We start from the raw sequence: 23,391 nt of genomic DNA on the forward strand, positions 1-23,391 counted from the left end.
CGTCAGGCGGGTGCGGGCTCCTCGACCAGCGCGACGCGGACGGCCGACGGGTCGTCCCCGGTGAGGGGCACCGCGAACACCGCCGTCCGGGCGCCCGCGCCGTAGACCACGAACCGGGTCCCGTCCTCGTCCCACGTCTCCCGGATGTCCGAGGAGAGCCGCGAGGACGCCGAGCAGTACGCGGGGCTGAGGTAGAGCAGCCGCAGCGAGGTCTCCAGCGGCACGTCGCCCGGCGGCGGCACGGAGAGCGGCCCGCGCATCCGTACGAGGAAGCGCCGCGACGGCGTGAGCCAGTAGCGGTCCAGCTCCGCCGAGAGCGCCAGCAGGATCACCACCTCCACCACCACGAGCGCCGCGACCGGCGGGTGCGGCCCCGCTGTCATCGACAGGAGGCCCGCGGCGAGAAGGAGCCCCGCCCTGCCGAATCCGCGCCGGTCGGCAGGGCGGGAGTGGGCGCCCAGGCAGCCGCACGACGAGGTGGGCGCGGCGACGTGGGCGTAGCCGAGATACGCCAGGAACCCGGCGGCGAGCACGGCGGCGGCCGCGCCCTCGGCGGCGGAGTACGGCGGCAGCACCAGCGCCGCGGCCACCGCCACCTCCACCAGCCCCACGGCGACGAGCGCCGGGACCGCGCGCGCCGCGCCGACGAGCCGGGCCAGTGCGGTCTGCCCGGCCTGCGCCCGCGTCCGGCGGCTGAACAGCTTCAGCAGGCCCGCCCAGCCGAGGAAGAAGGCCAGGACGTACGGCTGCGACGCGGCGATCCCGTGCATGCGGTGCCTCCTTAGTGGGGGGAGAAGACGGTGGCGATGTCGACCTCGTTCGTGTCGGGCCGCCAGGCGCCGAGGATCTGCACGTGCTGGCTCACCTTGAGCATCGACAGGTCGGCGGTCGGCGGCGCCTGCGCCTGGATCGCGACGGACTTGCCGGGCACGACGTGGCACAGCACTTCTTTGCCGTGGTGGTCCAGGTGGAGCTTGCCGTCGGTGATGTTCTTGATGTGGCCCTTGATGTTCACGATGTTGAGCCAGACCGACTCGGCGGCGAGCATCCCGTCGGGCATCCGCACCCCGCGGGCGTAGAGGCCGTCACCCGGTTTCGCCGCCTCGAACGGGACCGGGCCGAGCTTCCACAGGCTGGTCCCGTTCACGATCCGGATGGTGTGGAACACCATGTTCGAGCCCAGGACGAGCAGCGTGTCGTCCTTGATCGTACGGATCCTGCCCTCGGCGAAATCGGGGTCGGGGGCGCCGGGTTCGGCGTCGTACGCGGTCTCCGCGAAGGCCGCCTCCGGCCCGAGCGAGCCGAGCGCGGTCGCGGCCACGACGGTGGCGCCGCCGCCGAGCACGGCGGACTTGAGCAGATCTCTTCTGCTGGTCATCGCCGCCTCCTCAGCCGGTCGCGATCTCGCACGGCCGCAGGCCGGCGGAGAGGCTGGCGATGCGGCTGAAGGCCGCCGGGGTGAGGTCGATCAGCCGGTTGTCGGCGCAGGTGGCGCCGCAGCAGCTGCGCTCGCCGCAGAACAGGTCGGTCTGCGGCCCGCAGTCGGCGATCGTGGTGACGACGCTGGCGCCGCCGCACAACGCCGTGGTGCGGTGGCGGAAGCCGCAGGTCCGGCGCGACAGCCCGACGCCGCACCGGTCGGGCCGGGTGATCGACCAGCAGGCGTCGGAGGTGTTGGGCCAGGCGTGCTGGAGGCTGCCGGAATTGCAGGTGCCGCACGCTCCCTTGCCGGTGCTGCTGCACGGCCCCCACGCGGTGCCGCAGCAGAACCAGGAGACTTCGCCTGTGACGGGGCCGAGTAAGTCGGCGGGCGGGTCGGGGGACTTGCTTCGAGCCATGCGAGTTCCTCTCTACGGGTGCGCTCGCTGCTGAAGGTTTCTGACTTGATCCATGAATAACATGTAAGAATTTTTCGTCAATGCCCCGTTCCGGACGAGGAACGTGCCGCCCGCGTTCTGGTACCGCTCGACCAGGTCCTCCAGCGCGGGGCAGCCCGCGCACGACGCTGCTCATCCTCCGCGAGCTGCTCTGGGGCGAGGAGCGGTTCAGCGCCATCGCCCGCGGAGTGCCCAGGATCTCGCCGCCGCTGCTGGCCGCCCGGCTGCGCGAGCTGGGGCGGGTCGGCCTCGTCGAGCGCCACGTGGTCGACGGCGAGCCCCGCTCCCGGCTGACCGAGGCCGGCCGGGAGCTGGAGCCGCTGGTGACCATGATGGGCGCGTGGGGCATCCGCTGGATGCGCGAGCTGCGCCCGGACGAGTACGACCCGGTGCTGCTGATGGTCCAGATCAGCAGGGAGTGCCGGCCCGACCGGATGCCCGAGAAGGCGGTCACCGTACAGGTCCACTTCAAGGACGCCGAGGCCGCCCACCGGCGCTGGTGGCTCGTGCTGTCCCGGTCGCGCGGCGTCGACGTGTGCGACAGCCGTTACACTGAGTGGGCGATCCATCTCTCTCAGTGACTCCGGGAGTTCGCATGCGTAGGCCCCCTCGCTCGCTCGCCGTTCTCCTGACGGCCCTCTGCGTCGCCGTCACCCCGATGACGCCCGCCGCGGCCGACCTTCTCGGCAAGCGCTACATCGCCTCCTACCACTCCGAGGCGGGCTGCCTCAAAGCGGGGCAGGAGGGCGTGCGCAAGCGGCAGTGGACCAAGCCCCAGTGCATCAGGTCCTTCTACGCGCTGGGCACCTGGGACCTTTGGGTGGGCTAGCGCCCGCCGTCCGGTGGCAGGCGCGCGGCCCCCACCTCGCCGGGATGGCCGCCGCGCTGCTGCTGGCGGTGCTGGTGACCAGGGCCGCGGTGACGCTGCCGGAGTGGGGAAGGCTCTCCTCCGGCGCGGCGCTGATGACGGCCGAGGTGACCCGGCTGGTGGTGGGCCTGCCGGTGTGCGTCGTCGGGGTGCTGCTCCTGGCCGACCGCTACGCCCGGCGCAGGGGCGCGCTCGTGCTGGCCGCCGGAGTCGTGTGGATCGTTCCGCCCGCGATGTCCGACGTGCTCGCCGCCGTGGAGCGCCCGGGGACGCCCGTCGCCGCCGCCGCGATCCTGCTCGCCGCGGCAGGCACCGCCTGCCAGCCGCTGACGGTGCTGCTCTTCCCGCTGTGCCTGCTGCCCCGCCCGGCCGTGCGGTGGCCGAGGACGGCCGTGATCGTGACCGCCGCCGCCGCGAGCATCCAGTACGCGGTCGTCTGGGGGCTGGGCACCCCCGGCTCGGCCCGGTTCGCCAGCCCGTGGGCCGGCACCGCGCCCGCCACGTGGGCCGCCGGCCTGCTGCACGACAGCCAGGTAGCACTCGACTGGCTGGCGCCGGTCGTGACGGCGGCGGTGACCGCCGAGCTGGCCCGCGTGGCGTCGAAGGCCGGGCGGGGGAGCGCGGCCCGGTGGGTGATCGCCGCGGCCTGCCCGCTCTACGCCTGTCTCCTGCTCTCCGACCTGTGGGGTGAGAGCTGGACGATGGTGGCCCGGTCGGCCGGGGTGGTGCTGTGGGTCGCGATGATCGGGCTGGCCGCCTCGCACGGCGGGCTGTGGCGCCTGGAGCGGGTGACCAGCCACCGCATGGCCCGCGCGTTCGTCCTGGCGGTGCTGGTCATCGCCGTCACCTGCGCCGCCATGGCGGCCTGGGCGGCCCTGCCCACCGGGCGCACCACCGTCACGGCCGTGGTCGCGGGCTGCGCGCTGGTGACGGGATGGGCCGCCAGGCCGCTCGTCCGGCACGCCGTCCTGGCCGTCGAACGCGCCTTCTACGGGCCGCGCGCCCGGCCGCACGAGGCGGTGCGGGCGCTGGCCGTCCGGTTGCAGCAGGCACCGCACCCCGGCGACGTGCCCGAGCAGATCTGCCGCGGCGTCGTCGAGGATCTGGGGTTGTCGGGCGCGCGGATCGCGCTGGAGACCCGCGCCGGCGCCCGCCTGCTGGCCGCCGCCGGGGCCCCGGTCGACGGCCCGGCGCAGGTCTTCCCGCTGCGCCACCACGGGGAGGTGGTGGGCAGGCTGGAGGTGGCCCGCGACGGGGCGAGCACCCCTGCCGAGCGCGACAGCGAGCTGCTGGCGCTGCTGGCCGACCAGGCCGGGCCGGCGCTGGCCGCGCTGCGGTTCGGCGAGGAGGCGCAGGCGGCCCGTGAGCGGCTCGTGCTGGCGCGTGAGGAGGAACGCCGCCGCCTGCGGCGCGAGATCCACGACGGTCTCGGCCCTCAGCTCGCCGCGGTGCAGCTCCGGCTCGGCGTCGCGCAGGCGTGCGGGCAGGCGTCCCCGGCCGCGCGGGCCCATCTGGGCACGGCGGCGGAAGTGCTCGTCGAGGCGCTGGCCGAGATCCGTCGCATCACGGCGGGGCTGGCTCCCGCCACGCTGGTCGAGCGCGGCCTGCTGGACGCCACCCGCATCCTGGCGCACCGCCTCACCACGGACGCCGTACGGGTCACGGTCACGGCCGGGCCGCTTCCCGCGATGGCCCCGGCGGTGGAGACGGCCGCGTACCGCATCGCCGCCGAGGCCGTGACCAACGCGGTGCGGCACGCCCGCGCCCGCCACGTCGAGGTGGCCTTCACCACCGCCCCCGGCACCCTCACCGTCACCGTCACCGACGACGGGACCGGCTTCGGCGCGGACACGGTCCCGGGCACCGGCCTCCTCTCGGTCACCGAACGCGCCGAGGAGGTCGGCGGCCACGCCGACCTCCACCCCACCCCCACCGGCACCACCATCACCGCCACCCTCCCCCTCTCCACCTCACCGGCGAAACCATGACCACCCCCTGCGGCCCTTCCAGGTCCCCGCCCTCAGCAGTGGGATCGTGGTCGTCCCCCGGACCTCCACCCCGCCTCCGGCAGGTGGGGGCGTGACCGTCACCCCCTGCACCTCCGGACTGACCTCGGCGGTGGGATCGTGAGCGCCGCTCTCTCGGTCTTTCGGACCGTCCTCGGTGGCGGGGTTGTGGCCGTTGCACTCCCGGTCCTCCGGACCGCCCTGGGCGTCCGGAGGGTGATTGTCCCGCTCCTGAGCCTTCGCCCCGCCGCCGGCGGTGGGATCGTGACCGTCACCCCCCGGCTCCTCCGGACCGCCCCCGGCGGCGGGGGCGCTGGGCTTTCTGGTTTCCGTCGGTGTGCCGGGGTTCTTGGTTTGGGGGAGGTTGTTGATGACTGAGGGTGGGTCGATGGATGGTGCGGGGCCGTGGCGGGTGTTGGTGGTTGACGATCATCCGCTGTTCAGGGAAGGGCTGGCGGCGGCGCTGGGTCTGGACGGTGAGTTCGTGGTGGTGGCGCAGGCCGCCACCGGGGAGCAGGCGCTGGTGGAGGCCGAGCGGACGGGCCCGGATCTCGTGGTGATGGACCTGGGCCTGCCGGGACAGTCCGGCATCGAGACCACCCGCCAGCTGCTCAGGGCACGGCCGGAGGTCAGGGTGCTGGTGATGACGATGTCGGAGGACGACGACAGCCTGCTCGCCGCCATGCGCGCCGGCGCCCGCGGATACCTGCTCAAGGGCGCCGTACGCGAGGAGATCCTGCTCGCCCTGCGCACGGTCGGGCTGGGTGGCGCGGTGTTCAGCCCGGACATGGCCGGACGGCTGGCCGGGTTGTTCGCCGCCCACTCCGCCGCGCCGGCCAGGGAGGCGTTCCCGACCCTGACCGGACGCGAGCGCGAGGTCCTCGACCTGCTGGCCCGAGGGCTCGGCTACGGGCAGATCGCCCAGCGGCTGTTCGTCACGGACAAGACCGTGCGCAACCACGTGGGCTCGATCTTCGCCAAGCTCCAGGTCCACGACAGGGCGGCGGCGATCGCCCGGGCGAGGGACGCGGGGCTGGGCTCGGGATGACCGGAGGGCCGCCATCCCGGGCCCGCCCGCCGGGTCACCGGTCGGTCCACAGGTTCCACAGCCAGCCCTCCGCGCACTGGTACCGCGACCAGTGGCCGCGGTCGATGCCCTGCTGGCCGGCGGTGATGCAGTCGCTGTGGAAGAGGAACTTGCCCCGGTGGATCGGCAGGTGGTCGGCGGCCGCGGAGGCGGCGAGAGGGGCGGCGGCCATCGTGACGACGAATCCGGCGATGGCGAGCAGCTGCTTCATGGTGATGTTCCCTTCTGGATGTCGGGGCCGGTGGTCACCGGCTCTTCCGGACATCTGAAGCTTCGCCCGCCCCCGTTCCCGGGCGCATGGGTCACCTGACCTGTCCGTTCCCGGGTTCTGATACACCCTTTTTCGTACCAGTGTTGTGACGGTGCGTTCACGAGCTGCCGCAATTCAGAGTGATTACGGTATTTGGCGTGGCAGGATTGTCGGTGAAGGGGTGGGGCGACGGAGGCATAGAGGAGCGCTTATGCCGACTTATCGCAATATGAGAGGTCTGACCGAAATCGTGGGCGGGGATTTCCAGCGGACCGGGCCGACCGCGTTGCGCATATTGGTGGGCTCGCAGCTGCGCAGGCTGCGGGAGGAGCGGAACATCACCCGCGAGCGTGCCGGTTACGCCATTCGCGGATCGCATTCCAAGATCAGCCGGATGGAGGGCGGGCGCTGCGGGTTCAAGATCCGCGACGTGGAGGACCTGCTCACCCTGTACGGCGTCGTCGAGCGGGCCGAGCGCGCCACGCTGCTGCTCCTGGCCGAGCAGGCCAACCAGCACGGCTGGTGGCACGACTACCGCGACGTGGTGCCCGACTGGTTCGAGGAGTATCTCGGGCTGGAGCGGGACGCGGAGCTGATCCGTACGCACGAGATCCAGTACGTCCCCGGCCTGCTGCAGACGGAGGACTACGCGCGCGCGGTGATCGCCAGGGGCCACGGCCGCGAGAGCCGCGAGCGGGTCGAGTCGCGGGTCGCGCTGCGGATGCGCCGCCGGGAGCTGCTGGAGACCTCCGGCCGCAGGCTCTGGGCCATCGTGGACGAGGGCGCGCTGCGCCGGCTGGTCGGTGGCCGCGACGTCATGCGCGCCCAGCTCGGCCACCTCGTCGAGATGGCCGGGCTGGCGCACGTCACCTTGCAGGTGCTGCCGTTCAGCGTCGAGGTCGCGGTCGGCGGCGTCGGCCCCGTCACCCTGCTGCGCTTCCCCCAGGCCGAGCTGGACGACATCGTCTACCTCGAACAGCTCGCCAGCGCCCAGTACCTCACGAAGGACGCGGAGGCGCACCCGTACCGGCATCTGCTGAACGAGCTCAGCGTGCACGCGCCCCCGCCCAAGGCCACGCCGGGCATCCTGCGCCGGATCATGGAGGAGCTGTAGGGCCTACGGCTTGCGGGCGACGCCGACCAGGGCGTCCACCTCCTTGAGCTCGGCCAGCGGGTCCGGGTCGGGCCGCCAGAGGGGGACGGACGCCACCCCGGGCTCCACCAGCTCCAGGCCGTCGAAGAAGGCGCCGAACTCCTCCCTGGAGCGGAGGTTGTAGGGCACCGCGTCGCCCTCGTTGTAGTCCTCCTGGGCCTGGTCGAGGGCCTCGCCGGTGACGAGGTTGACGCCGTCCCACAGGGCCAGGTAGCTGCCGGGCGCCAGCCCGTCCATCAGCCTGGCCACGATCGCGTGCGCGCCCTCCTCGTCGGTCACGAAGCCCACGATGCCCATCAGCATCAGCGCGACGGGCTGGGTGAGGTCCAGCGTCTTGGCCGCGGCGGCGAGGATCGCCTCGGGGTCGCGCAGGTCGGCCTCGACGTAGTCGGTGGCGCCTTCCGGCGTGCCGACCAGGAGCGCGCGGGCGTGGGTCAGCACCAGCGGGTCGTTGTCGACGTAGACCACGCGGCAGGTGGGGTCGGCCCGCTGCGCGACCTCGTGGGTGTTGTCGACCGTCGGCAGCCCCGTCCCCACGTCAAGAAATTGACGGACACCTGCATCATTGACCAGATAACGCACGATACGGGCGAGCAAGTGACGAGATAGCCGAGCGATATGCACAATGTCCGGAAATGCTTGGCTGAACTGGTCACCCGCCACGCGATCGACGTCGTAGTGGTCCTTGCCGCCGAGCCAGTAATTCCACATCCGCGCGGCATGGGGAACGGTGGTGTCGATTCGGGAGCCGGGGGGAGGGGTTTCACCCGTCATGTGAGTTACTCCTCTTTTGTCGGGATGCGCCGATCTTCAACGTAGCCGCCGCACCCCTCCCTTTTCCAGCGGCCGGTGTCAGAGGGCTCCGGAGTTCTGTGCGGCCTGGTAGACCTCCATCGCCTCGTCCCCGAAGAAGGGGCCGAACATGAAGCCGGGCGCGAAGTCGTACGTGAAGCTGTTGACCGAGTTGAGCATGCCCAGCCCGGTCGACTCGTTGAACCCGAGGAACCAGCCGCCCCCGCTCGACCCGCCCGTCATGTTGCAGCGCACCCCCTGGCCCCTGGTCGCGACCGGGTCGTTGAACGCCCGCCCGCTGCAGTAGATCAGGGTCGAGCCGTCGAACGGCGCCGCCGCCGGATAGCCGAACGCGAACATCTGCCGCTGCCGCGCCTGGTTGAACGCCACCCCCTGCCCGCCCACGACGTCGGTCAGCGTCCGCCCTTGCAGCGGCGCGACCACGGCGGCGGCGATGTCGAAGTTGATGTCCTCGCGGGCGTTCCACTGCTGCGTGGTGAACAGCCTGGTCGCCACCCAGGTACCGAAGGGGCGGCGGCCGTTGTCGAAGGCCGGCACGAACGCCACGTTGCGGTGCGCGGCGCCGTTCAGCTTGACGCAGTGTCCCGCGGTCATCACCACGCTCTCGTTCGCGCTGGTCACGGCCGTTCCCGAGCAGGAGGCGTTGGCGCCCTCGGCGGTGGTGAAGAACAGCCGCCCGCTGGTGCGCACGACGGCCCCGCCGTCGGTCCACCGCAGGCCGGGGCTGTTGGGTACGGCCTGCTGGGTCTGGGCGCCGCGGGCCTGGTTCCCGGAGCCCTGGGTGCGCCACGGCGTCCGCTGGGCGGCCCGCTGCCCCGTCCGCGCCGCGTCGCCCCTGGCCGCCCATGGCTCACCCCGGGTGGGCCCGCTCGACCGGGTGGCGCGCCGGGGGGCCGCCATGGTGTCCATCGGCTGCGCGGCCAGCATCCGCTGCGTGGTCCAGTACTGCAGGACGGTCCTGCGCTCCGACGACGAGTCCGCGCCGGACCACCGGACGGGCCGGTGATCGGCCGTAACGGTTGCCTGTGCCTGCGCGGGGACGAGCGCGCCCGCTAAGGCGAGCGCGGCGGCGGAGAGCAGGGCGACTCTGCGGTGCATAAGTACCTCCCGAAGACCGGAATCTGCCATCAGGAGGTACGCACGGACCCGCCCATCTTTCTCAAGCCGATCACATATGGGTATGGCGGGACGCTCGGAAACAGGGCGGTCGTCGGCCCGTGAGGTAGGGTGGGTTCACCGCGCAAGCCGTTCGCTCACCTTGGAGCCCCAGCTCAGGTGACCGGCTTCGGGTAGCCGACCTCCCCTCTTCGGCCCCGTCGCGCGCCCCCGACGTTTTTCATCTCCGAACGGAGAACCGCATGACCATCCGTACCACCGTCCAGGTGTCCGGTGAGATCGACCTTCACACGGGCGTGAAGCTGCGCCGGCAACTGCTGAACGCGCTCTGCCACGCCACGGACACGCTCGTGCTCGACCTGTCGCGGGTCACCTTCTGCGACGCCTCCGGGCTGTCCGTCCTGGTCGAGCTCCGCAACCGGGCCCGGGCCAGGGGCGTCACCGTCCAACTGACCGGGCCGAGCCCGTTCATGTCCCGGCTGCTGCGCATCACCGGCCTGGACGGCGGCCTCGTCGAGGCCGCCTGACCACGACCCCGCGGCGGCGGCACTTTGTCCAATCGGACGCGAAAGTCGGTCATCCCGCCGCCGATTGGGTCCTCCTCTATCGGCGTAACCCGGGTTACATTCACGTTGATCTGCCCTCACTTATCCCTCACGTTGACCGAAGGGAGAGGCATGAGAGCGAGAACCGCGATCGCGGCCATGACTGCTGCGGCGATCCTCATGCCGGCCGCGGCCGCCCAGGGCGCGGAGACCACCAGTGCCCCGCCCCCCGATGACCGGTTCCAGAAGGTGACGCTGAACGACAACCCCGGCGAGCCGATGGACCTGGCGGTGTTACCCGACTCCAGGGTGCTCCACACGACCAGGAAAGGCGAAATCTGGTTACACGACCCGAAGACCGGGCTCAACACGCTGGCCGCCGACCTCGACGTCTACCAGCATGACGAGGAGGGCCTGCAGAGCATCGCCCTCAGCCCCGGCTTCGGGAAGGGATCCAAGAAGGACGACTGGGTCTACCTCTACTACTCGCCGCCGCTCGACACCCCGATCGACGACCCCTCGACGCCCGGCGTGAACGAGGGCGACGCCCCGTTCACCGGCGCCCCCGAGGACTTCGAGCCGTTCGAGGGCCTGATCCGGCTGTCGCGGTTCCGCTTCACCGGCGCCACCGTCGACCTGCGCACCGAGCAGCGCATCCTGGACGTGCCGGTGGACCGCGGCATCTGCTGCCACGTCGGCGGCGACATCGTCTTCGACGCCAAGGGCGACCTCTACCTGTCGACCGGCGACGACACCAACCCGTTCTTCTCCGACGGCTACACCCCGATCGACGAGCGGGCCGACCGGAACCCGGCGTTCGACGCCCAGCGCAGCTCCGGCAACACCAACGACCTGCGCGGCAAGATCCTGCGCATCAGCCCGCGCGACAACGGGTCCTACGCGATCCCGTCAGGCAACCTCTTCCGGCGCGGCACTCCCGGGACCCGGCCCGAGATCTACGCGATGGGCCTGCGCAACCCGTTCCGCATCGAGCTGAACCGGTCCAACGGTGACCTCTACGTCGCCGACTACTCGCCCGACGCCCGCAACGCCGATCCCGCGCGCGGCCCGGCCGGCACCGGGAAGTGGACGGTCATCCGCAAGGCCGGCAACTACGGCTGGCCCTACTGCGCGACCGCGCGGCTCCCGTACACCGACTACGACTTCGCGACCGGGACGTCCGGCGCGGCGTTCGGCTGCGCCGCGCCCGTCAACGAGTCGCCGCACAACACCGGGCGGCGCGAGCTGCCTCCCGTCGTCCAGCCGGACGTGTGGTACTCCTACGGCCAGTCGGCGGAGTTCCCCCAGCTGGGCACCGGCGGCATCGGGCCGATGGCCGGCCCCGCCTACGACTTCGACCAGCGTGACACGCGCGGCCGCGACGCCGTGGGCTGGCCGCGTCACTACGACGGCGTCCCGCTGTTCTACGAGTGGACCCGCGACTACGTCAAGGCGTTCCACCGGGGCGGGCGGATCGAGGACGTGCTCCCCTCGTTCGTCTTCGACAACCCGATGGACATGGAGTTCGGCCCCGACGGCGCGCTCTACGTGCTGGAGTACGGCGACGGCTTCTTCCAGGAGAACCCGGACGCCCAGCTCGCCCGCATCGACTACATCGGCAACACCGGCAACCACACCCCCGTCCCGGCCGCCGCGGCGTCGGTGACCGCCGGGCAGGCGCCGCTCACCGTCCAGTTCACCGGCGCGGGCACCACCGACGCCGACGGCGACAGGCTCCGGTACGCCTGGGACTTCGACGCCGACGGCAGGGTGGACTCCCGCAGCCCCGAGGCCGCGTTCACGTTCACCGAGAACGGCCTGTACAACGCCACGCTCCGGGTCAGCGACCCGAGCGGCAGGTCGGCCTCGACGTCGGTGCGGATCGTGGTCGGCAACGACACCCCGGTCGTCGAGATCCTCCGCCCGGCCGAGGGCGACCCGTTCGCGTTCGGCGACGTGGTCGAGTTCGAGGTGCGGGTCACCGACGACCAGCCGGTCGACTGCGCCCGCGTGACCGTGGACTACATCCTCGGCCACGACGACCACGGCCACCCGCAGACCACGGCCCGCGGCTGCACCGGCTCCATCCAGACCACCGAGCCAGGCGGCCACGACCCGGAGAACGACGACCTCACCGGCGTCTTCGTCGCGGGCTACACCGACCCGGGCACCGGTGGCCTCCCCGAGCTGACCGGCACCGACCAGGTCGTCCTCCAGCCCACCCGTTAGGAGAACCCCATGTGCTACGGCTACGGCCCCAGCCGGCGGTCGCTGCTCGCCGCCGGGCTCGGCCTCGGCGCGGGCGCGCTCGCCGCCGCCTCCCCGGCCGCCGCGGCGTCGCCGCACCGGCCGCACCACAAGCACCGCGTCCCCCCGGGCCAGATCAGCATGCAGCTCTGGACCGTACGCGACGACCTCGCGCAGAACTACGACGCCACCCTCGCCTACCTCGCCGAGATCGGCTACCCGCGGATCGAGGTCGCGCTCGGCTACTTCGGGCGTACGGCGAAGCAGCTCCGCGAGTTCCTGGACGGGCTCGGCATCCGGGCCACCTCCAGCCACGACGGCATCAGCCCTGACGACGCCGCCCTGGAAGCCAAGATCGAGAACGCGCTGACCCTCGGCCAGACCTACATGGTCGTGCCGTACCTGAACTCCGACAGCCTGGACCAGTGGAAGGCCTGGGCCGAGCGGATGAACGTCGAGGCGCGGGCCGCCCGCAAGGCCGGGCTGAAGTACGGCTACCACAACCACGCCCACGAGTTCACCATCGACCTCGGCGGCGGCCGGACTCCGTGGGACGTGCTCACCGCCGAACTCGACCCGCGCCTGGTCCACCTGGAGATCGACATCTACTGGGCGGTGACCGGCGGCGTCGGCCGCGGCGCCCGGGACCCGGTGCGGTTCGCGATCGACGTCATCAAACGGGCGCCGCAGCGCGTGCTGCAGTACCACGTCAAGGACCGTCACCTGGACGGCGACATGGCCGACCTGGGGACGGGCACGATCGACTTCCGGCGGGTGTTCGACGCGCACCGCGTCAACGAGTACATCGTGGAGAACGACACCCCGGACGTGACGCCGAGGCAGACGTCCGAAGTCGGCTACCGCTACCTGAGGAAGCTCCGTTACTAGAGACGGCGACCGGGCGGACCTCCTGCGGGCCCGCCCGGTCCACGACCCGCCGCGCGTTTGACCCGGTTTGGTACCGGTTGGTAGCTATACGCTGTCGCGCGTGACCATCGCCGTACCGGCCCAGCTGGGCTCCCGCCGCTGGACGGCGGTGATCGTGCTCGGCTTCGTCGGCCAGCTCGCCTGGACCGTCGAGAACATGTATCTCAACGTGTTCCTGTACGACACGATCAGCGACGACCCGACGGCCATCGCCACCATGGTCGCCGCCAGCGCGGTCACCGCGACGGTCGCGACGCTGCTGATCGGCTCGTTGTCCGACCGCACGGGCCGCCGCCGGGTGTTCATCGCCGCCGGTTACGTGCTGTGGGGGCTGTCCACGGCGGCGTTCGGGCTGGTCACCGTGGACACCGTGGCGAACCTCGCGCCGGCCGCGAACGCCGTGCTGGTCGCCATGGTCGCGGTCATCGTGCTGGACTGCGTCATGTCGTTCCTGGGCTCCGGCGCGAACGACGCCGCCTTCCAGGCCTGGGTGACCGACGTGACGCGGCCGGCCAACCGGGGCCGGGTGGAGTCCGTCCTGGCGATCATGCCGCTGGTGTCCATGCTGGCCGTCTTCGGCGCCCTCGACCCGCTCACCAGGGCCGGGCAGTGGCGGGAGTTCTTCGTGCTGATCGGCGCGGTCATCACGGTGGTCGGGGTGGTGGCCTGGTTCCTGGTCCGTGACCGGCCGTCCGTGCCCCGGGCCCGCGACGGCGCCCTGGCCGCCGTCTTCCACGGCCTGCGCCCGAGCGCCATGCGCGCCAACCCCGGCCTCTACCTGCTGCTGTCGGCGTGGGCGGTCTGGGGCGTCTCGACGCAGGTCTTCCTCCCGTACCTGATCATCTACGTGCAGCGCTACCTGCAGATCGAGGCGTACGCGGTCGTCCTCGGCGTGGTGCTGACCGGCGCGTCGGCGGTCACCGTCGGGTCCGGCCGGCTGATCGACCGCGTCGGCAAGGCGCGCTTCCTGCTGCCCGCCGTGGCCGTCTACGCGGCCGGGCTGCTGGCGATGTGGGCGGCGCGCGGAATGGTGCCGGTCATCGCGGCCGGGCTGGTGATGATGTCCGGGTTCATGCTGGTCGCCGCGACCATCGGCGCGCTCGTGCGCGACCACACGCCGCCGGAGCGCGCCGGGCACGTGCAGGGACTCCGGATGGTGTTCGCGATCCTCATCCCCATGCTGATCGGACCGTACGTCGGGGCCCTCGTCATCCGGGGCGCGGACGCGTACTACGAGGATCTCGGGGTGCTCAGACAGGTGCCCACTCCCGCGATCTTCCTGGCCGCCGCCGCGGTGCTGCTGCTGATCGCCGTCCCCGTCCGGATCCTGCGCAAGAGAGAGATCGCATGAGCACGCTCACCCGCTGGGGCCGGGACCTCGACCCCGACGCGGTCCTGCCCGAGTACCCGCGCCCCCAGCTCGTCCGCGACAGCTACCTCAACCTCAACGGCCGGTGGGAGTACGCCATCACCGGCGACGGCGAGGAACCGGTGACGTACGACGGGCCGATCGTGGTGCCGTTCTCGCCCGAGTCGGCGCTGTCCGGCGTCGACCGGCGGCTGATGCCCGGCCAGACCCTCTGGTACCGGCGCGGCCTCACCCTGCCCGACGGCTTCGGCACAGGCGGCAGGGTGCTGCTGCACTTCGGCGCGGTGGACCAGACCTGCCGGGTGCTGCTCAACGGCGTCGAGGCGGGCCGCCACACCGGCGGCTACCTCCCGTTCGGCTTCGACGTCACGGACCTGCTGCGCGACGGCGAGAACGTCCTGACCGTCGCGGTGCGCGACGACACCGACACCGGGCAGCACGCCCGCGGCAAGCAGAAGCTGGAGCGGGGCGGCATCTGGTACACGCCGCAGTCGGGCATCTGGCAGACCGTGTGGGCCGAGCGCGTGCCCGCCACGCACGTCGAGCGGCTCACCCTCACCCCGCACCTGGACGAGTCGTGCGTCGAGGTGACCGTGCACGCCGCCGAAGGGGAGGCGGACGTCGAGATCCTCGCCGCGGGGACCGTCGTCGCCCGCGCCACCGTCCCCGCCGGTCGGCCGGTGCGGGTCCCGATCCCGGACGTCCGGCCGTGGAGCCCGGAGGACCCCTTCCTCTACGACGTCACGGTGGAACTGGGCGCCGACCGGGTGCGGAGCTACGTGGGCATGCGCTCGTACGGGGTGGGGACCGACGCCGACGGGGTGCCCCGGCTGCTGCTCAACGGCCGCCCGTACTTCCACGCCGGGATCCTCGACCAGGGCTACTGGTCCGACGGCATGTACACGGCGCCGTCCGACGAGGCGATGATCCACGACATCGCCACCATGAAGCGGCTCGGCTTCACCATGCTGCGCAAGCACATCAAGATCGAGCCGCTGCGCTGGTACCACCACTGCGACCGCCTCGGCATGATCGTCTGGCAGGACATGGTCAACGCGGGCGGCCGCTACCATCCGCTGGTGGTCACCGCCCCGGCGGTCGTGCCGTTCCATCTGCCCGACCGGTTCTTCGGGCGGGCGCACCGGGAGCGGTTCCTCGCCGAGCTCCGCGAGACGGTGGAGCACCTGCGCAACGTGGTGAGCATCGCCGTCTGGGTGCCGTTCAACGAGGGCTGGGGCCAGTTCGACGCCGCCCGCGTCGCGGCGGAGGTGGCCAGGCTCGACCCCACCCGCACCGTCGACCACGCCAGCGGCTGGCACGACCAGGGCGCGGGCGACCTGCGGAGCCTGCACGTCTACTTCCGCCGCTTCCGCGTGCCGCGCCGCCGCGACCGGCGGGTCCTCGTGCTGTCGGAGTACGGCGGATACGGCCTGCGGGTCGACGGCCACACCTTCAACGACCGCAACTTCGGCTACCGGCGCTACGACACCCCCGACCGGCTGGGCGCGGCCTTCGCCCGGCTGCACGCCGAGCAGATCGTCCCGGCCATCCCGCGAGGCCTGAGCGCCACGGTCTACACCCAGTTGTCCGACGTGGAGGACGAGCTGAACGGGCTGCTCACCTACGACCGCGAGGTGCTCAAACTCCCCGAGGACCTGGTCCGCGCGGTCAACCTGCGACTCACGCTCGACCGGACCCGCTGAGGAGAGCCCCTGTGGACAACCCCCTGGACCTGCTCCGCGCCGACGACCGGACGGCCGCCTGGCTCGCCGGACTGGAGGCCGACGACTCACCGGACGTCGAGGTCGTCCTGCCGGACGCCTTCACCCTGCTCGACCTGGCCGTGCCGCACGAGGACGTCAACGAGATCCTCGCGCTGGCCCAGAAGATCAGGGCCGACCCCGGGCTGTGGTGGCTGCTGGAACGCTGCGCCCGGCGGCTGGTGCGCGGCATCGGGCTGATCGACCACCCCTTCGACCTGCCGTACCTGCCCGCCGGGCTGGGCGCGGCCGGCCGCTACTTCCACCTGTTCGTCTTCGTCGCGGCGCTTCCGCACGTGCGCGCCTACCACCGTGAGCGCGGCGTCCCGGCGGACGTCTCCCGGCACACCCTCGCCGACCTCGGCCGCAACGTCGCCGTCCACCGCAGGCGGCACGGCGTCGGCGGCGTGATCCAGCCCTCCTGGATCAAGATGCACTACCGGGGCGAGATCTACCAGCTGGGCCGGCTGCAGTACCAGCGCGCCACCCTCGGCACCCGCATGGGGACCCTCATCGAGGGCGTCATGCCCGGCGCCCCCTCACTGAATCTGCATATTCCCGACTTCTCCGGGCCGTTGACGCCCGCCGCCTGCGACGACTCGCTGGCCCGCGCCCGCGCCTTCTTCCCTCGCCACTTCCCCGACGAAGAGCCCACCGTCGCCACCTGCTACTCCTGGCTCCTCGACCCCCAGCTCGCCGACCACCTGCCGGAAAGCTCCAACATCGTCGCCTTCCAGCGCCGCTTCCGCCCCGGCTACCCGGCCGAGCAGCCCAACGACGGGGGCCCGATCGAGTTCGTCTTCGGCGACCCCGACCTGCCGCCCGACCAGCTCTCCCCGCGCACCACGCTGGAGCACGCGATCGTCGCCCACCTGCGCGCCGGCGGTCACTGGTACGAGGGCAACGGCTGGTTCCCGCTCTGACGGGGTCCGGAACCGCCCGTCGGCAGGCCGTACAGGAGCACGCGGACGTGGTCCGTGGCGTCGTCCATGCCGCGCCGCAGGTCGCGTAGCAGCGTGTCGGTGGCGTGCGGGCAGTCCGCCGGCCCGCCCCGGGCCAGGTCGATCGTCCTGGCCATCGCGACGAGCGTCCGGCCGAGCCCGTCGTGCAGGCTGCGGCTCAACCGGCGACGCTCCCCGGACGGACGTCCAGGCGAGGATCCGCCGGATCGGCACGTGGCCGAGGGCGGCGCCGTGTTCGGTCCGGCCCTCGCCTCCCGCCTCGTCGGCTACTTCTCCGCGGGCGAGCGCGCCGAGCCCGCCCTGCCCGGCCTGACCCCGCGCGAGCGGGAGATCCTCGCCCTGATCGCCGGCCACCTCACCAACCCGCAGATCGCCGCCCGGCTGGGGCTGAGCCAGAAGACCGTGCGCAACCACGTCTCGGCCGTCTTCACCAAGCTCCAGGTGGCCGACCGCGCACAGGCCATCATGCGCGCCCGGGAGGCGGGCCTCTGACGCTCAGCCGATGAGGCCGCGCCGGAAGGCGACGGCGACGGCCGCCGCGCGGTCGTTCACGCCGAGCTTGGCGTAGATGTGCAGCAGGTGGCTCTTGACCGTGGCCTCGCTGACGAACAGGCGCGCGGCCACCTCGCGGTTGGTCGTGCCCTGCGCGATCAGGTCCAGGACCTCCAGCTCGCGGGCGCTCAGCGGGTCGGCCGGCGTGCGCACCTGCCCCACCAGGCGGGTGGCGACGGACGGGGACAGCACCGACTCGCCCCGCGCCGCCGTGCGCACGGCCCTGATGAGGTCGTCGCGCCGGGTGTCCTTGAGGAGATAGCCGGTGGCGCCGGCCTCGATGGCGGGCAGGACGTCCCTGTCGGTGTCGTACGTGGTCAGGACGAGCACCCGGGCCCCGATGCCGAGCCGGGTGAGCTCCTTGATGGCGGCGACGCCGTCCATCCCCGGCATGCGCAGGTCCATGAGGATCACGTCAGGGCTCAGCGCCCGCGCCAGCTCGACCGCCCGGGCGCCGTTCTCGGCCTCGGCGAGCACCTCGAAGTCCGGGTCGCCGGCGAACATGCCGCGGATGCCGTCGCGCACGATGGGATGGTCGTCGGCGATCAGCAGTCGGATCGGGTCGTCAGCCACGCGCCACCGCCGGGACGCTCGCGGAGATCGCGGTGCCGCCGCCGGGCTCGGTCTCGATCTCCAGGGTTCCGGCCAGGCGGCTGACGCGCCCGCGCATCGAGGTCAGGCCGAAACCGCCGCCGTCCCGTACGCGTTCGAGGTCGAAGCCCGCGCCGTCGTCGCGCACGTCCAGCGTCACCATGTCCTCCATGTAGGAAAGGGTCAGCCCCACCCGGGACGCGCCCGCGTGCCTGGCCGCGTTGGCCAGGGCCTCCTGCGCGGTGCGGAGCAGGGTCTCCTCCACCTCCGGGTGCATGGGACGCACGGTGCCGGTGGTGGTGAAGTCGGCGCGCACCCCGTTGAGCTCGCTCCACCGGGCCACGACCTCGCGCAGCGCCTCGGGCAGCGGGGCGGCGTCCAGCTGGCCGGGGCCGACCGCCTGGACCGAGCGCCGGGCCTCGGCGAGGCTCTCCCGCGCCAGCCGCAGGGCGTTGTCCACGTTGCGGCGCCAGTCGCCGGCCTGGTGTGCCGCCTGGAGCTGGGTGATGATGCCGGTCAGGCCCTGGGCGAGGGTGTCGTGGATCTCCGCCGCCATCCGCTGCCGCTCGTCCATCACGCCCGCCTCCCGGGCCTGGACCAGCAGCTGCGCATGCAGGCCGGCGTTCTCCCGCAGCGTCTCCTCCAGCCGCGTCACCATCTGCTTCCGCTCGGCGCTGCGCGCGGCCGTGATCTCGCCGACGAAGCTGAACAGCCCGACCGCGGCCACGATGGCGGCGGTGAGCAGCAGGTACGAGAGGATCTTGGACGGGACGGGGTCCGGCGGCCCGCCGAAGAAGGCCGTGACGCTGATCGCCGCCGTGGCGGTGACCCCGGCGAAGCGCCACATCCCTTTCAGGTACTCCCATGAGTGCAGGTAGCCGATGAAGCCGAAGAAGCCGGCGAACCACACCGCCTGCGTGCACAGCACGCCGATCAGGACGATCAGCCCGATCACGTAGACGACGCCCCGCGGGACCAGCCGGAGCCACAAGGCGGCCAGCGCCGCCAGCGCCACGACCCGCCATGGCGGGCCGTCCTCCGTGAGGAGCGCGAGCATCGTGCTGGCTGCCAGCAGGACGTACGGTGCTGCCGTCAGCTGGCGCTCCAGCAGGCGCTCCCATCGATCGAGCTGCGCCGTCATGCCTTACTCCCAGCGAAAGAACCTGGCCGCGATCATACTGACGACCAGCGCGTACCCGGCCATCACCAGCAGCGGCAGCGGATCGGCCGGACTGCCCGCCCAGATGTCCTGCAGACTCTGCCGGAAAGCCCCCAGAGGGGTGTATTCACCGACGCGCACCAAAATATCGGGCATCTGGTGCGTCGGCTGCATCAGCCCGGCCAGAAAGGCCATCGGGAAGTACAGCAGGACGCCGATCCCGTTGGCGGACCGCCCGTTCGGGGCCAGCGCCGCGATGAGCAGCCCGATGGCGAACAGGGAACCCGCCCCGAGCAGGAAGACCAGCGCGACCAGCGGCCACCGGGAGGGCAGGTGGGCCCGCAGGACGCCGCCCGCCACGCCCAGCAGCAGGCCGCAGGCGGCCACCGCGAGCACGAGCTGCAGGATCAGCTGCACCACCAGCATCCGCACCGGGCGCACCGGCGTGGCCGAGAGCCGGCGCAGGATGCCCCGCTCACGGTAGGTGGCCAGGGTGGTGGGCAGCATGTAGAGGCCGACGAGCCCCACCGCGATGGCCAGCGCCATCGGCACCAGCACGGTGTCGCCGGGCTCGATCGAGCTGCCGAAGACCACGAGGATGAACAGCGGGATGAGCAGGGCGAAGATCGCCCCGGGCTCCCTGGTGAGCAGCTTCAGTTCGACGAAGGTCAGCTTGGTCACGGGTCCTACTCCTTGGTGCCGAAGGAACGGCCGGTCAGGGCGATGAAGGCGTCGTCGAGGGTGCGCTTGTCGATGCGCAGGTCGCTCACGAGGACGTGGTGCCTGGCGAGGTGGGCGGTGACCGCGGTGGCGAAGTCGGCCCGCCCGCTGACGACCACCCGGTCGCCGGTCCTGCTCACTCCGGTCACCCCCGGCAGGTCCGCCAGCCCGGCGGGCTCGCCGTCCATCAGCGTGAAGCTCATCCGGTGCTCGGCGTCGATCCCGTCGATCAGGCCCGCCGGGGTGTCGAGGGCGACGACGCGGCCGCGGTCGAAGACGGCGACCCGGTCGCAGAGCTCCTCGACCTCGTCCATGAAGTGGCTGACCAGCACCACCGTCATGCCGCTCGCCCGGACCCGCTTGATCAGCTCCCACGTGGTGCGCCGGGCCTGCGGGTCGAGCCCGGTGGTCAGCTCGTCGAGGAAGGCCACCCGCGGGTTGCCGACCAGCGCCAGGGCGATGAACAGGCGCTGCTTCTGGCCGCCCGACAGCTTCCCGAACCGGGCGTCGCGCTTCTCGTCCAGCCCCCACTCGGCCATCAGTTCGCGCCAGTCGCGCGGCTGGGCGTAGAAGGAGGCGTAGAGGTCCAGGGCCTCCCACACCTTGATGTTCTCCGGCAGCTGCGTGTGCTGGAGCTGCACGCCGATCCGCTCGCGCAGCCGCCTGCCGTCCTTGGCCGGGTCGAGCCCCAGCACGCTGATCGACCCCTCGTCGGGCTGTCGCAGCCCTTCCACGCACTCCACGGTGGTGGTCTTGCCGGTGCCGTTGGGGCCGAGGATGCCGAAGATCTCGCCCTCTTCCACGGAGAACGACACCCCGTCCAGAACCGTCAGCTCCCCGTACGACTTGCGGAGGCCGTTGACTTCGATGACTGCCATGGCTCAAGCGTCGTCCGCCGGCGGCTCCGGCGAATCGACCCGCCGGCCATGATCCGCCGCGGATCCGGCTGGCGCGGAAATCAACCGATCGGTTGATGCGCGGCCGAATCCGGAGCTGAAAGTTTCACCGGCGGTTGACGAACGCACCGCCCGCCGCACATGATCACGCTTGTCTCCTGGTCAGGAGGAGGCGTCGAGTGATGACCGTCGAGTGATGACCGTCCAGTGATGACCACTGCCACGGCGAGGTGCACCGATGCCGAGAACCCTGCTCCGGGCCGCGTCCGCGATCGTGCTGACGCTGGCCGCCCTGAACATCCCTGCCGCCCATGCCCAGGACGCCGCCCCTGTCGAGGTGACCGTCAACACGCGTGCCGCCCTCGCGGCCGTACCCGAGACAGGCATCGGCACCAACCATGCCATCTGGGACACCCACCTGGGCTCGGACCAGACCGCCGACCTCCTCAAGGAGGCGGGCGTGAAGCTGCTGCGCTACCCCGGCGGCTCGTACTCCGACATCTACCACTGGGCCGACCACACCGCCCCCGGCGGCTACGTCGCGCCGAACACCGACTTCGACACCTACATGGCCGGCGTGCGCCGCACCGGGGCGAAGGCGATGGTGACCGCCAACTACGGCACCGGCACGGCCGAGGAGGCCGCCGCCTGGGTCAGGTACGCCAACGTCACCAAGGGCTACGGCGTGAAGTACTGGGAGATCGGCAACGAGAACTACGGCAACGGCCACTACGGCGCCGCCTGGGAGGCCGACGACCACCCCGACAAGAGCCCGGCCGAGTACGCCCGCCACGTCGTCGCCTACGCGGACGCCATGAAGGCCGTCGACCCCACCATCAAGATCGGCGCCGTGCTCACCACCCCCGCCAACTGGCCCGACGCGATCGTGGCCGAGGGCGACGCGGGAAGCTGGAACCAGGTCGTCCTGTCGGCCGCCGGATCCAAGATCGACTTCGTGGTCCTGCACTGGTATCCGGGGGCCCTCGACCGTACGGGACACGTACCCGACATGGTCCAGCTCGCCCGCGAGCAGATCGCCCGGTACGCCGGCCCCGGCGCCGAGCGGATCGGCATCGCGATGACGGAGTTCAACACCGGCTCGAGCAGCAACGGCACCAACACCCAGCCGGGCGCCCTGGCCGCCGCCGACGCGTACGCGACGCTGCTGGCCAACGGTGTGTTCACGGTCGACTGGTGGAACGTGCGCAACGGCATCGGCGCCGTCACCGAGGTCGAGGGGCACACCGACTACGGCGACTTCGGCCTGCTGTCGAGCGCGGCCTGCACGTCCGACGGCTCGGTCTGCGAGCCCGCGCTGAACACCCCCTTCGCGCCCTACTACGCGCTCCAGATGGTCAGCCGCTTCGCCCGTCCCGGCGACCAGTTCGTCCGGGCGGCGGCCGACCAGCCCGCGGTCTCCGCGCACGCCGCCCGCCGCCCCAACGGCGAGCTGGCGGTCATGCTGATCAACACCTCGCGCGACACCTCGTACGCGGCCGCCCTCGACTACGAGGGCTACACCCCCGCCGCGGGCGCGCCCACCGTGCTCACCCACACCAACGGCGCCACCGCGATCACCACCGAGACCGCGGGCACTCCCGCCGGCCGGCTCCTGCCGCCGCTGTCGCTCACCACGATCGTCCTGCGTCCCGCCGCCCCGCCGTCCGGCCCCGGCGCCCCCGGTCAGCCCGCCGCCACCGCCGTGACCGACACCACCGCCACCATCACCTGGCCGCGCGCCACCCCGGGCGCCCGCCCGGTCGCCAAGTACGAGATCCACCGCCAGCACGGCGCCGTCACCGAGCAGCTCGGCGAGACTGGCGGCACCTCGTTCACGGCCGCCAACCTCAGGCCCGGCACCCGCTACACCGTCAACGTGATCGCCCGCGACAGCGGCGGCGGCCTCTCCTGGTCCTCCCCGCCGCTGACCTTCACCACCAAGGCCCCCGCCACGAGTTCCTGCACGGCGAAGCTGACCGTGCAGTCGGACTGGGCCAGCGGCTACGTCGGCAGCATCGAGATCACCAACACCGGCGCCCCGGTCAACGGCTGGACGCTGAACTTCGCCTGGCCGAGAGCCTGGCAGAGCCTCGGCAGCGGCTGGAGCGCGACCTGGACCCAGAACGGCCAGGACGTCAAGGCCGTCAGCGAGCCAGGGAACGGCGCGCTGGGCACGGGCGCGACGACCACGATCGGCTTCGTCGGCAACTACACCGGCCCGAACGTCCTGCCGTCGGTCTTCACCTTCAACGGAAGGGTCTGCGGCACCGGCTGACGCGTCATGAAAGGGCATCGAAGGCCGCCATTCGATCGACGGCCTTCGATGCCCTTCAAGTCTTTTTGAAACCGGTGGATTTGTAGTGATTGATCCCCATTTGGGTGCTAGCGTCCTAATTGAAGGATCAATCGAAAAGGGGGAGACGTCGTGAGTAGCGGATATGGCGGCTGCCGCCGCCGTCGATACCGTCGCTGCCGCCGCAGAAGGTGGTGGGG

The 23,391-nt window shown here is 71.8% G+C and carries 24 protein-coding genes; 13 read left to right on the top strand and 11 right to left on the bottom strand.

Translation table 11 applies throughout. From position 1 onward, the window contains the following. Positions 1-2 precede the first annotated feature (2 nt). Genes KME79_RS01500 through KME79_RS01510 form a run of 3 tightly spaced genes read right to left on the bottom strand, consistent with a single transcriptional unit; the run spans position 3 to position 1,838 of the window. A complete protein-coding gene (locus tag KME79_RS01500) occupies positions 3-770 on the bottom strand; it encodes a MauE/DoxX family redox-associated membrane protein (protein ID WP_219542975.1) in 768 nt (255 codons plus the stop codon). A gap of 11 nt (positions 771-781) precedes the next feature. Continuing rightward, positions 782-1,378, bottom strand: coding sequence for a cell wall protein (locus KME79_RS01505; RefSeq protein WP_148035345.1), 597 nt, complete (start codon positions 1,376-1,378; stop codon positions 782-784). Positions 1,379-1,388: 10 nt separating this feature from the next. After that, positions 1,389-1,838 carry an RlpA-like double-psi beta-barrel domain-containing protein gene (locus KME79_RS01510; RefSeq protein ID WP_148035344.1) on the bottom strand — a complete coding sequence of 150 codons (450 nt, stop codon included), beginning with the start codon at positions 1,836-1,838 and terminating at the stop codon, positions 1,389-1,391. Positions 1,839-1,918: 80 nt separating this feature from the next. Here KME79_RS01510 and KME79_RS01515 point away from each other — a divergent pair, with 80 nt between their 5' ends. The 4 genes from KME79_RS01515 to KME79_RS01530 all read left to right on the top strand — a co-directional run bounded on the left by KME79_RS01515 (position 1,919) and on the right by KME79_RS01530 (position 5,799). Further along, a complete protein-coding gene (locus KME79_RS01515; protein WP_219542976.1) occupies positions 1,919-2,458 on the top strand; it encodes a winged helix-turn-helix transcriptional regulator in 540 nt (179 codons plus the stop codon). A 14-nt stretch (positions 2,459-2,472) separates the two neighbouring features. After that, complete coding sequence (locus KME79_RS01520) at positions 2,473-2,706, top strand: hypothetical protein (protein WP_219542977.1); 234 nt, start codon at positions 2,473-2,475, stop codon at positions 2,704-2,706. Then, positions 2,694-4,733, top strand: a complete 2,040-nt coding sequence (locus tag KME79_RS01525) for an ATP-binding protein (RefSeq protein ID WP_219542978.1) — start codon at positions 2,694-2,696, stop codon at positions 4,731-4,733. Before KME79_RS01520 ends, KME79_RS01525 begins: the two co-directional genes overlap by 13 nt. Before the next feature lie 436 nt (positions 4,734-5,169). Then, on the top strand, positions 5,170-5,799 hold the full coding sequence (locus tag KME79_RS01530) for a response regulator (RefSeq protein WP_308248735.1): 630 nt from the start codon (positions 5,170-5,172) through the stop codon (positions 5,797-5,799). A 34-nt stretch (positions 5,800-5,833) separates the two neighbouring features. Here KME79_RS01530 and KME79_RS01535 read toward each other — a convergent pair whose 3' ends face one another. Beyond that, a complete protein-coding gene (locus KME79_RS01535) occupies positions 5,834-6,049 on the bottom strand; it encodes a hypothetical protein (RefSeq protein WP_148035339.1) in 216 nt (71 codons plus the stop codon). Positions 6,050-6,317: 268 nt separating this feature from the next. Here KME79_RS01535 and KME79_RS01540 point away from each other — a divergent pair, with 268 nt between their 5' ends. Next, on the top strand, positions 6,318-7,202 hold the full coding sequence (locus KME79_RS01540) for a Sco1979 family transcriptional regulator (protein ID WP_219542980.1): 885 nt from the start codon (positions 6,318-6,320) through the stop codon (positions 7,200-7,202). 3 nt (positions 7,203-7,205) lie between these two features. On the opposite strand, the gene KME79_RS01545 is transcribed toward KME79_RS01540, so the two are convergent. Both KME79_RS01545 and KME79_RS01550 read right to left on the bottom strand, forming a co-directional pair. Then, the gene (locus KME79_RS01545) at positions 7,206-8,015 is read right to left on the bottom strand and encodes an SAM-dependent methyltransferase (protein ID WP_219542981.1); all 810 of its coding nucleotides are present in this window, start codon (positions 8,013-8,015) and stop codon (positions 7,206-7,208) included. Between the two features lie 78 nt (positions 8,016-8,093). Beyond that, entirely contained in the window at positions 8,094-9,152 is a 1,059-nt protein-coding gene (locus KME79_RS01550) for a trypsin-like serine peptidase (RefSeq protein ID WP_219542982.1), read from the bottom strand. Positions 9,153-9,412: 260 nt separating this feature from the next. Between KME79_RS01550 and KME79_RS01555 the strand changes: the two genes are divergently transcribed. The 6 genes from KME79_RS01555 (at position 9,413) to KME79_RS01580 (ending at position 16,941) form a co-directional block, all read left to right on the top strand. After that, on the top strand, positions 9,413-9,697 hold the full coding sequence (locus KME79_RS01555) for an STAS domain-containing protein (protein WP_219542983.1): 285 nt from the start codon (positions 9,413-9,415) through the stop codon (positions 9,695-9,697). Positions 9,698-9,847: 150 nt separating this feature from the next. Next, complete coding sequence (locus KME79_RS01560) at positions 9,848-11,944, top strand: PQQ-dependent sugar dehydrogenase (protein ID WP_219542984.1); 2,097 nt, start codon at positions 9,848-9,850, stop codon at positions 11,942-11,944. A gap of 9 nt (positions 11,945-11,953) precedes the next feature. Then, complete coding sequence (locus KME79_RS01565) at positions 11,954-12,850, top strand: sugar phosphate isomerase/epimerase family protein (RefSeq protein WP_219542985.1); 897 nt, start codon at positions 11,954-11,956, stop codon at positions 12,848-12,850. A 100-nt stretch (positions 12,851-12,950) separates the two neighbouring features. Then, the gene (locus tag KME79_RS01570) at positions 12,951-14,240 is read left to right on the top strand and encodes an MFS transporter (RefSeq protein WP_308248736.1); all 1,290 of its coding nucleotides are present in this window, start codon (positions 12,951-12,953) and stop codon (positions 14,238-14,240) included. Next, entirely contained in the window at positions 14,237-15,961 is a 1,725-nt protein-coding gene (locus KME79_RS01575) for a glycoside hydrolase family 2 protein (RefSeq protein WP_219542986.1), read from the top strand. Before KME79_RS01570 ends, KME79_RS01575 begins: the two co-directional genes overlap by 4 nt. A gap of 11 nt (positions 15,962-15,972) precedes the next feature. Continuing rightward, entirely contained in the window at positions 15,973-16,941 is a 969-nt protein-coding gene (locus KME79_RS01580; RefSeq protein ID WP_219542987.1) for an acyltransferase domain-containing protein, read from the top strand. Here KME79_RS01580 and KME79_RS01585 read toward each other — a convergent pair. After that, positions 16,905-17,141 (bottom strand): histidine kinase dimerization/phosphoacceptor domain-containing protein, encoded by a 237-nt coding sequence (locus KME79_RS01585; RefSeq protein ID WP_219542988.1) that lies wholly within the window; start codon positions 17,139-17,141, stop codon positions 16,905-16,907. The genes KME79_RS01580 and KME79_RS01585 overlap by 37 nt on opposite strands. Positions 17,142-17,193: 52 nt before the next feature. On the opposite strand from KME79_RS01585, the gene KME79_RS44465 reads away from it, so the two are divergent. Beyond that, positions 17,194-17,472 carry a response regulator transcription factor gene (locus KME79_RS44465; RefSeq protein ID WP_308248737.1) on the top strand — a complete coding sequence of 93 codons (279 nt, stop codon included), beginning with the start codon at positions 17,194-17,196 and terminating at the stop codon, positions 17,470-17,472. Between the two features lie 3 nt (positions 17,473-17,475). Here KME79_RS44465 and KME79_RS01595 read toward each other — a convergent pair whose 3' ends face one another. The 4 genes from KME79_RS01595 to KME79_RS01610 are packed head-to-tail and all read right to left on the bottom strand — an operon-like array spanning position 17,476 to position 20,880. After that, positions 17,476-18,105 carry a response regulator gene (locus tag KME79_RS01595; protein ID WP_148035327.1) on the bottom strand — a complete coding sequence of 210 codons (630 nt, stop codon included), beginning with the start codon at positions 18,103-18,105 and terminating at the stop codon, positions 17,476-17,478. Next, complete coding sequence (locus tag KME79_RS01600) at positions 18,098-19,264, bottom strand: sensor histidine kinase (protein WP_148035326.1); 1,167 nt, start codon at positions 19,262-19,264, stop codon at positions 18,098-18,100. Before KME79_RS01600 ends, KME79_RS01595 begins: the two co-directional genes overlap by 8 nt. A gap of 3 nt (positions 19,265-19,267) precedes the next feature. Beyond that, entirely contained in the window at positions 19,268-19,963 is a 696-nt protein-coding gene (locus KME79_RS01605) for an ABC transporter permease (protein WP_148035325.1), read from the bottom strand. A gap of 5 nt (positions 19,964-19,968) precedes the next feature. Then, positions 19,969-20,880 (bottom strand): ABC transporter ATP-binding protein, encoded by a 912-nt coding sequence (locus tag KME79_RS01610; protein ID WP_219542989.1) that lies wholly within the window; start codon positions 20,878-20,880, stop codon positions 19,969-19,971. Positions 20,881-21,136: 256 nt separating this feature from the next. Between KME79_RS01610 and KME79_RS01615 the strand changes: the two genes are divergently transcribed. Beyond that, positions 21,137-23,173, top strand: coding sequence for a cellulose binding domain-containing protein (locus KME79_RS01615; protein ID WP_219542990.1), 2,037 nt, complete (start codon positions 21,137-21,139; stop codon positions 23,171-23,173). Positions 23,174-23,391 lie beyond the last annotated feature (218 nt).

It is taken from the genome of Nonomuraea harbinensis (genome assembly GCF_019396385.1).
GTDB lineage: Bacteria > Actinomycetota > Actinomycetes > Streptosporangiales > Streptosporangiaceae > Nonomuraea > Nonomuraea ferruginea.

Excerpts from the sequence above, each read along its gene's own strand:
- KME79_RS01500 (WP_219542975.1), bottom strand. The coding sequence starts at position 770 with ATGCACGGGATCGCCGCGTCGCAGCCGTACGTCCTGGCCTTCTTCCTC.
- KME79_RS01505 (WP_148035345.1), bottom strand. The coding sequence starts at position 1,378 with ATGACCAGCAGAAGAGATCTGCTCAAGTCCGCCGTGCTCGGCGGCGGC.
- KME79_RS01510 (WP_148035344.1), bottom strand. The coding sequence starts at position 1,838 with ATGGCTCGAAGCAAGTCCCCCGACCCGCCCGCCGACTTACTCGGCCCC.
- KME79_RS01515 (WP_219542976.1), top strand. The coding sequence starts at position 1,919 with ATGCCCCGTTCCGGACGAGGAACGTGCCGCCCGCGTTCTGGTACCGCT.
- KME79_RS01520 (WP_219542977.1), top strand. The coding sequence starts at position 2,473 with ATGCGTAGGCCCCCTCGCTCGCTCGCCGTTCTCCTGACGGCCCTCTGC.
- KME79_RS01535 (WP_148035339.1), bottom strand. The coding sequence starts at position 6,049 with ATGAAGCAGCTGCTCGCCATCGCCGGATTCGTCGTCACGATGGCCGCC.
- KME79_RS01540 (WP_219542980.1), top strand. The coding sequence starts at position 6,318 with ATGAGAGGTCTGACCGAAATCGTGGGCGGGGATTTCCAGCGGACCGGG.
- KME79_RS01545 (WP_219542981.1), bottom strand. The coding sequence starts at position 8,015 with ATGACGGGTGAAACCCCTCCCCCCGGCTCCCGAATCGACACCACCGTT.
- KME79_RS01550 (WP_219542982.1), bottom strand. The coding sequence starts at position 9,152 with ATGCACCGCAGAGTCGCCCTGCTCTCCGCCGCCGCGCTCGCCTTAGCG.
- KME79_RS01555 (WP_219542983.1), top strand. The coding sequence starts at position 9,413 with ATGACCATCCGTACCACCGTCCAGGTGTCCGGTGAGATCGACCTTCAC.
- KME79_RS01560 (WP_219542984.1), top strand. The coding sequence starts at position 9,848 with ATGAGAGCGAGAACCGCGATCGCGGCCATGACTGCTGCGGCGATCCTC.
- KME79_RS01565 (WP_219542985.1), top strand. The coding sequence starts at position 11,954 with ATGTGCTACGGCTACGGCCCCAGCCGGCGGTCGCTGCTCGCCGCCGGG.
- KME79_RS01575 (WP_219542986.1), top strand. The coding sequence starts at position 14,237 with ATGAGCACGCTCACCCGCTGGGGCCGGGACCTCGACCCCGACGCGGTC.
- KME79_RS01600 (WP_148035326.1), bottom strand. The coding sequence starts at position 19,264 with ATGACGGCGCAGCTCGATCGATGGGAGCGCCTGCTGGAGCGCCAGCTG.
- KME79_RS01610 (WP_219542989.1), bottom strand. The coding sequence starts at position 20,880 with ATGGCAGTCATCGAAGTCAACGGCCTCCGCAAGTCGTACGGGGAGCTG.
- KME79_RS01615 (WP_219542990.1), top strand. The coding sequence starts at position 21,137 with ATGCCGAGAACCCTGCTCCGGGCCGCGTCCGCGATCGTGCTGACGCTG.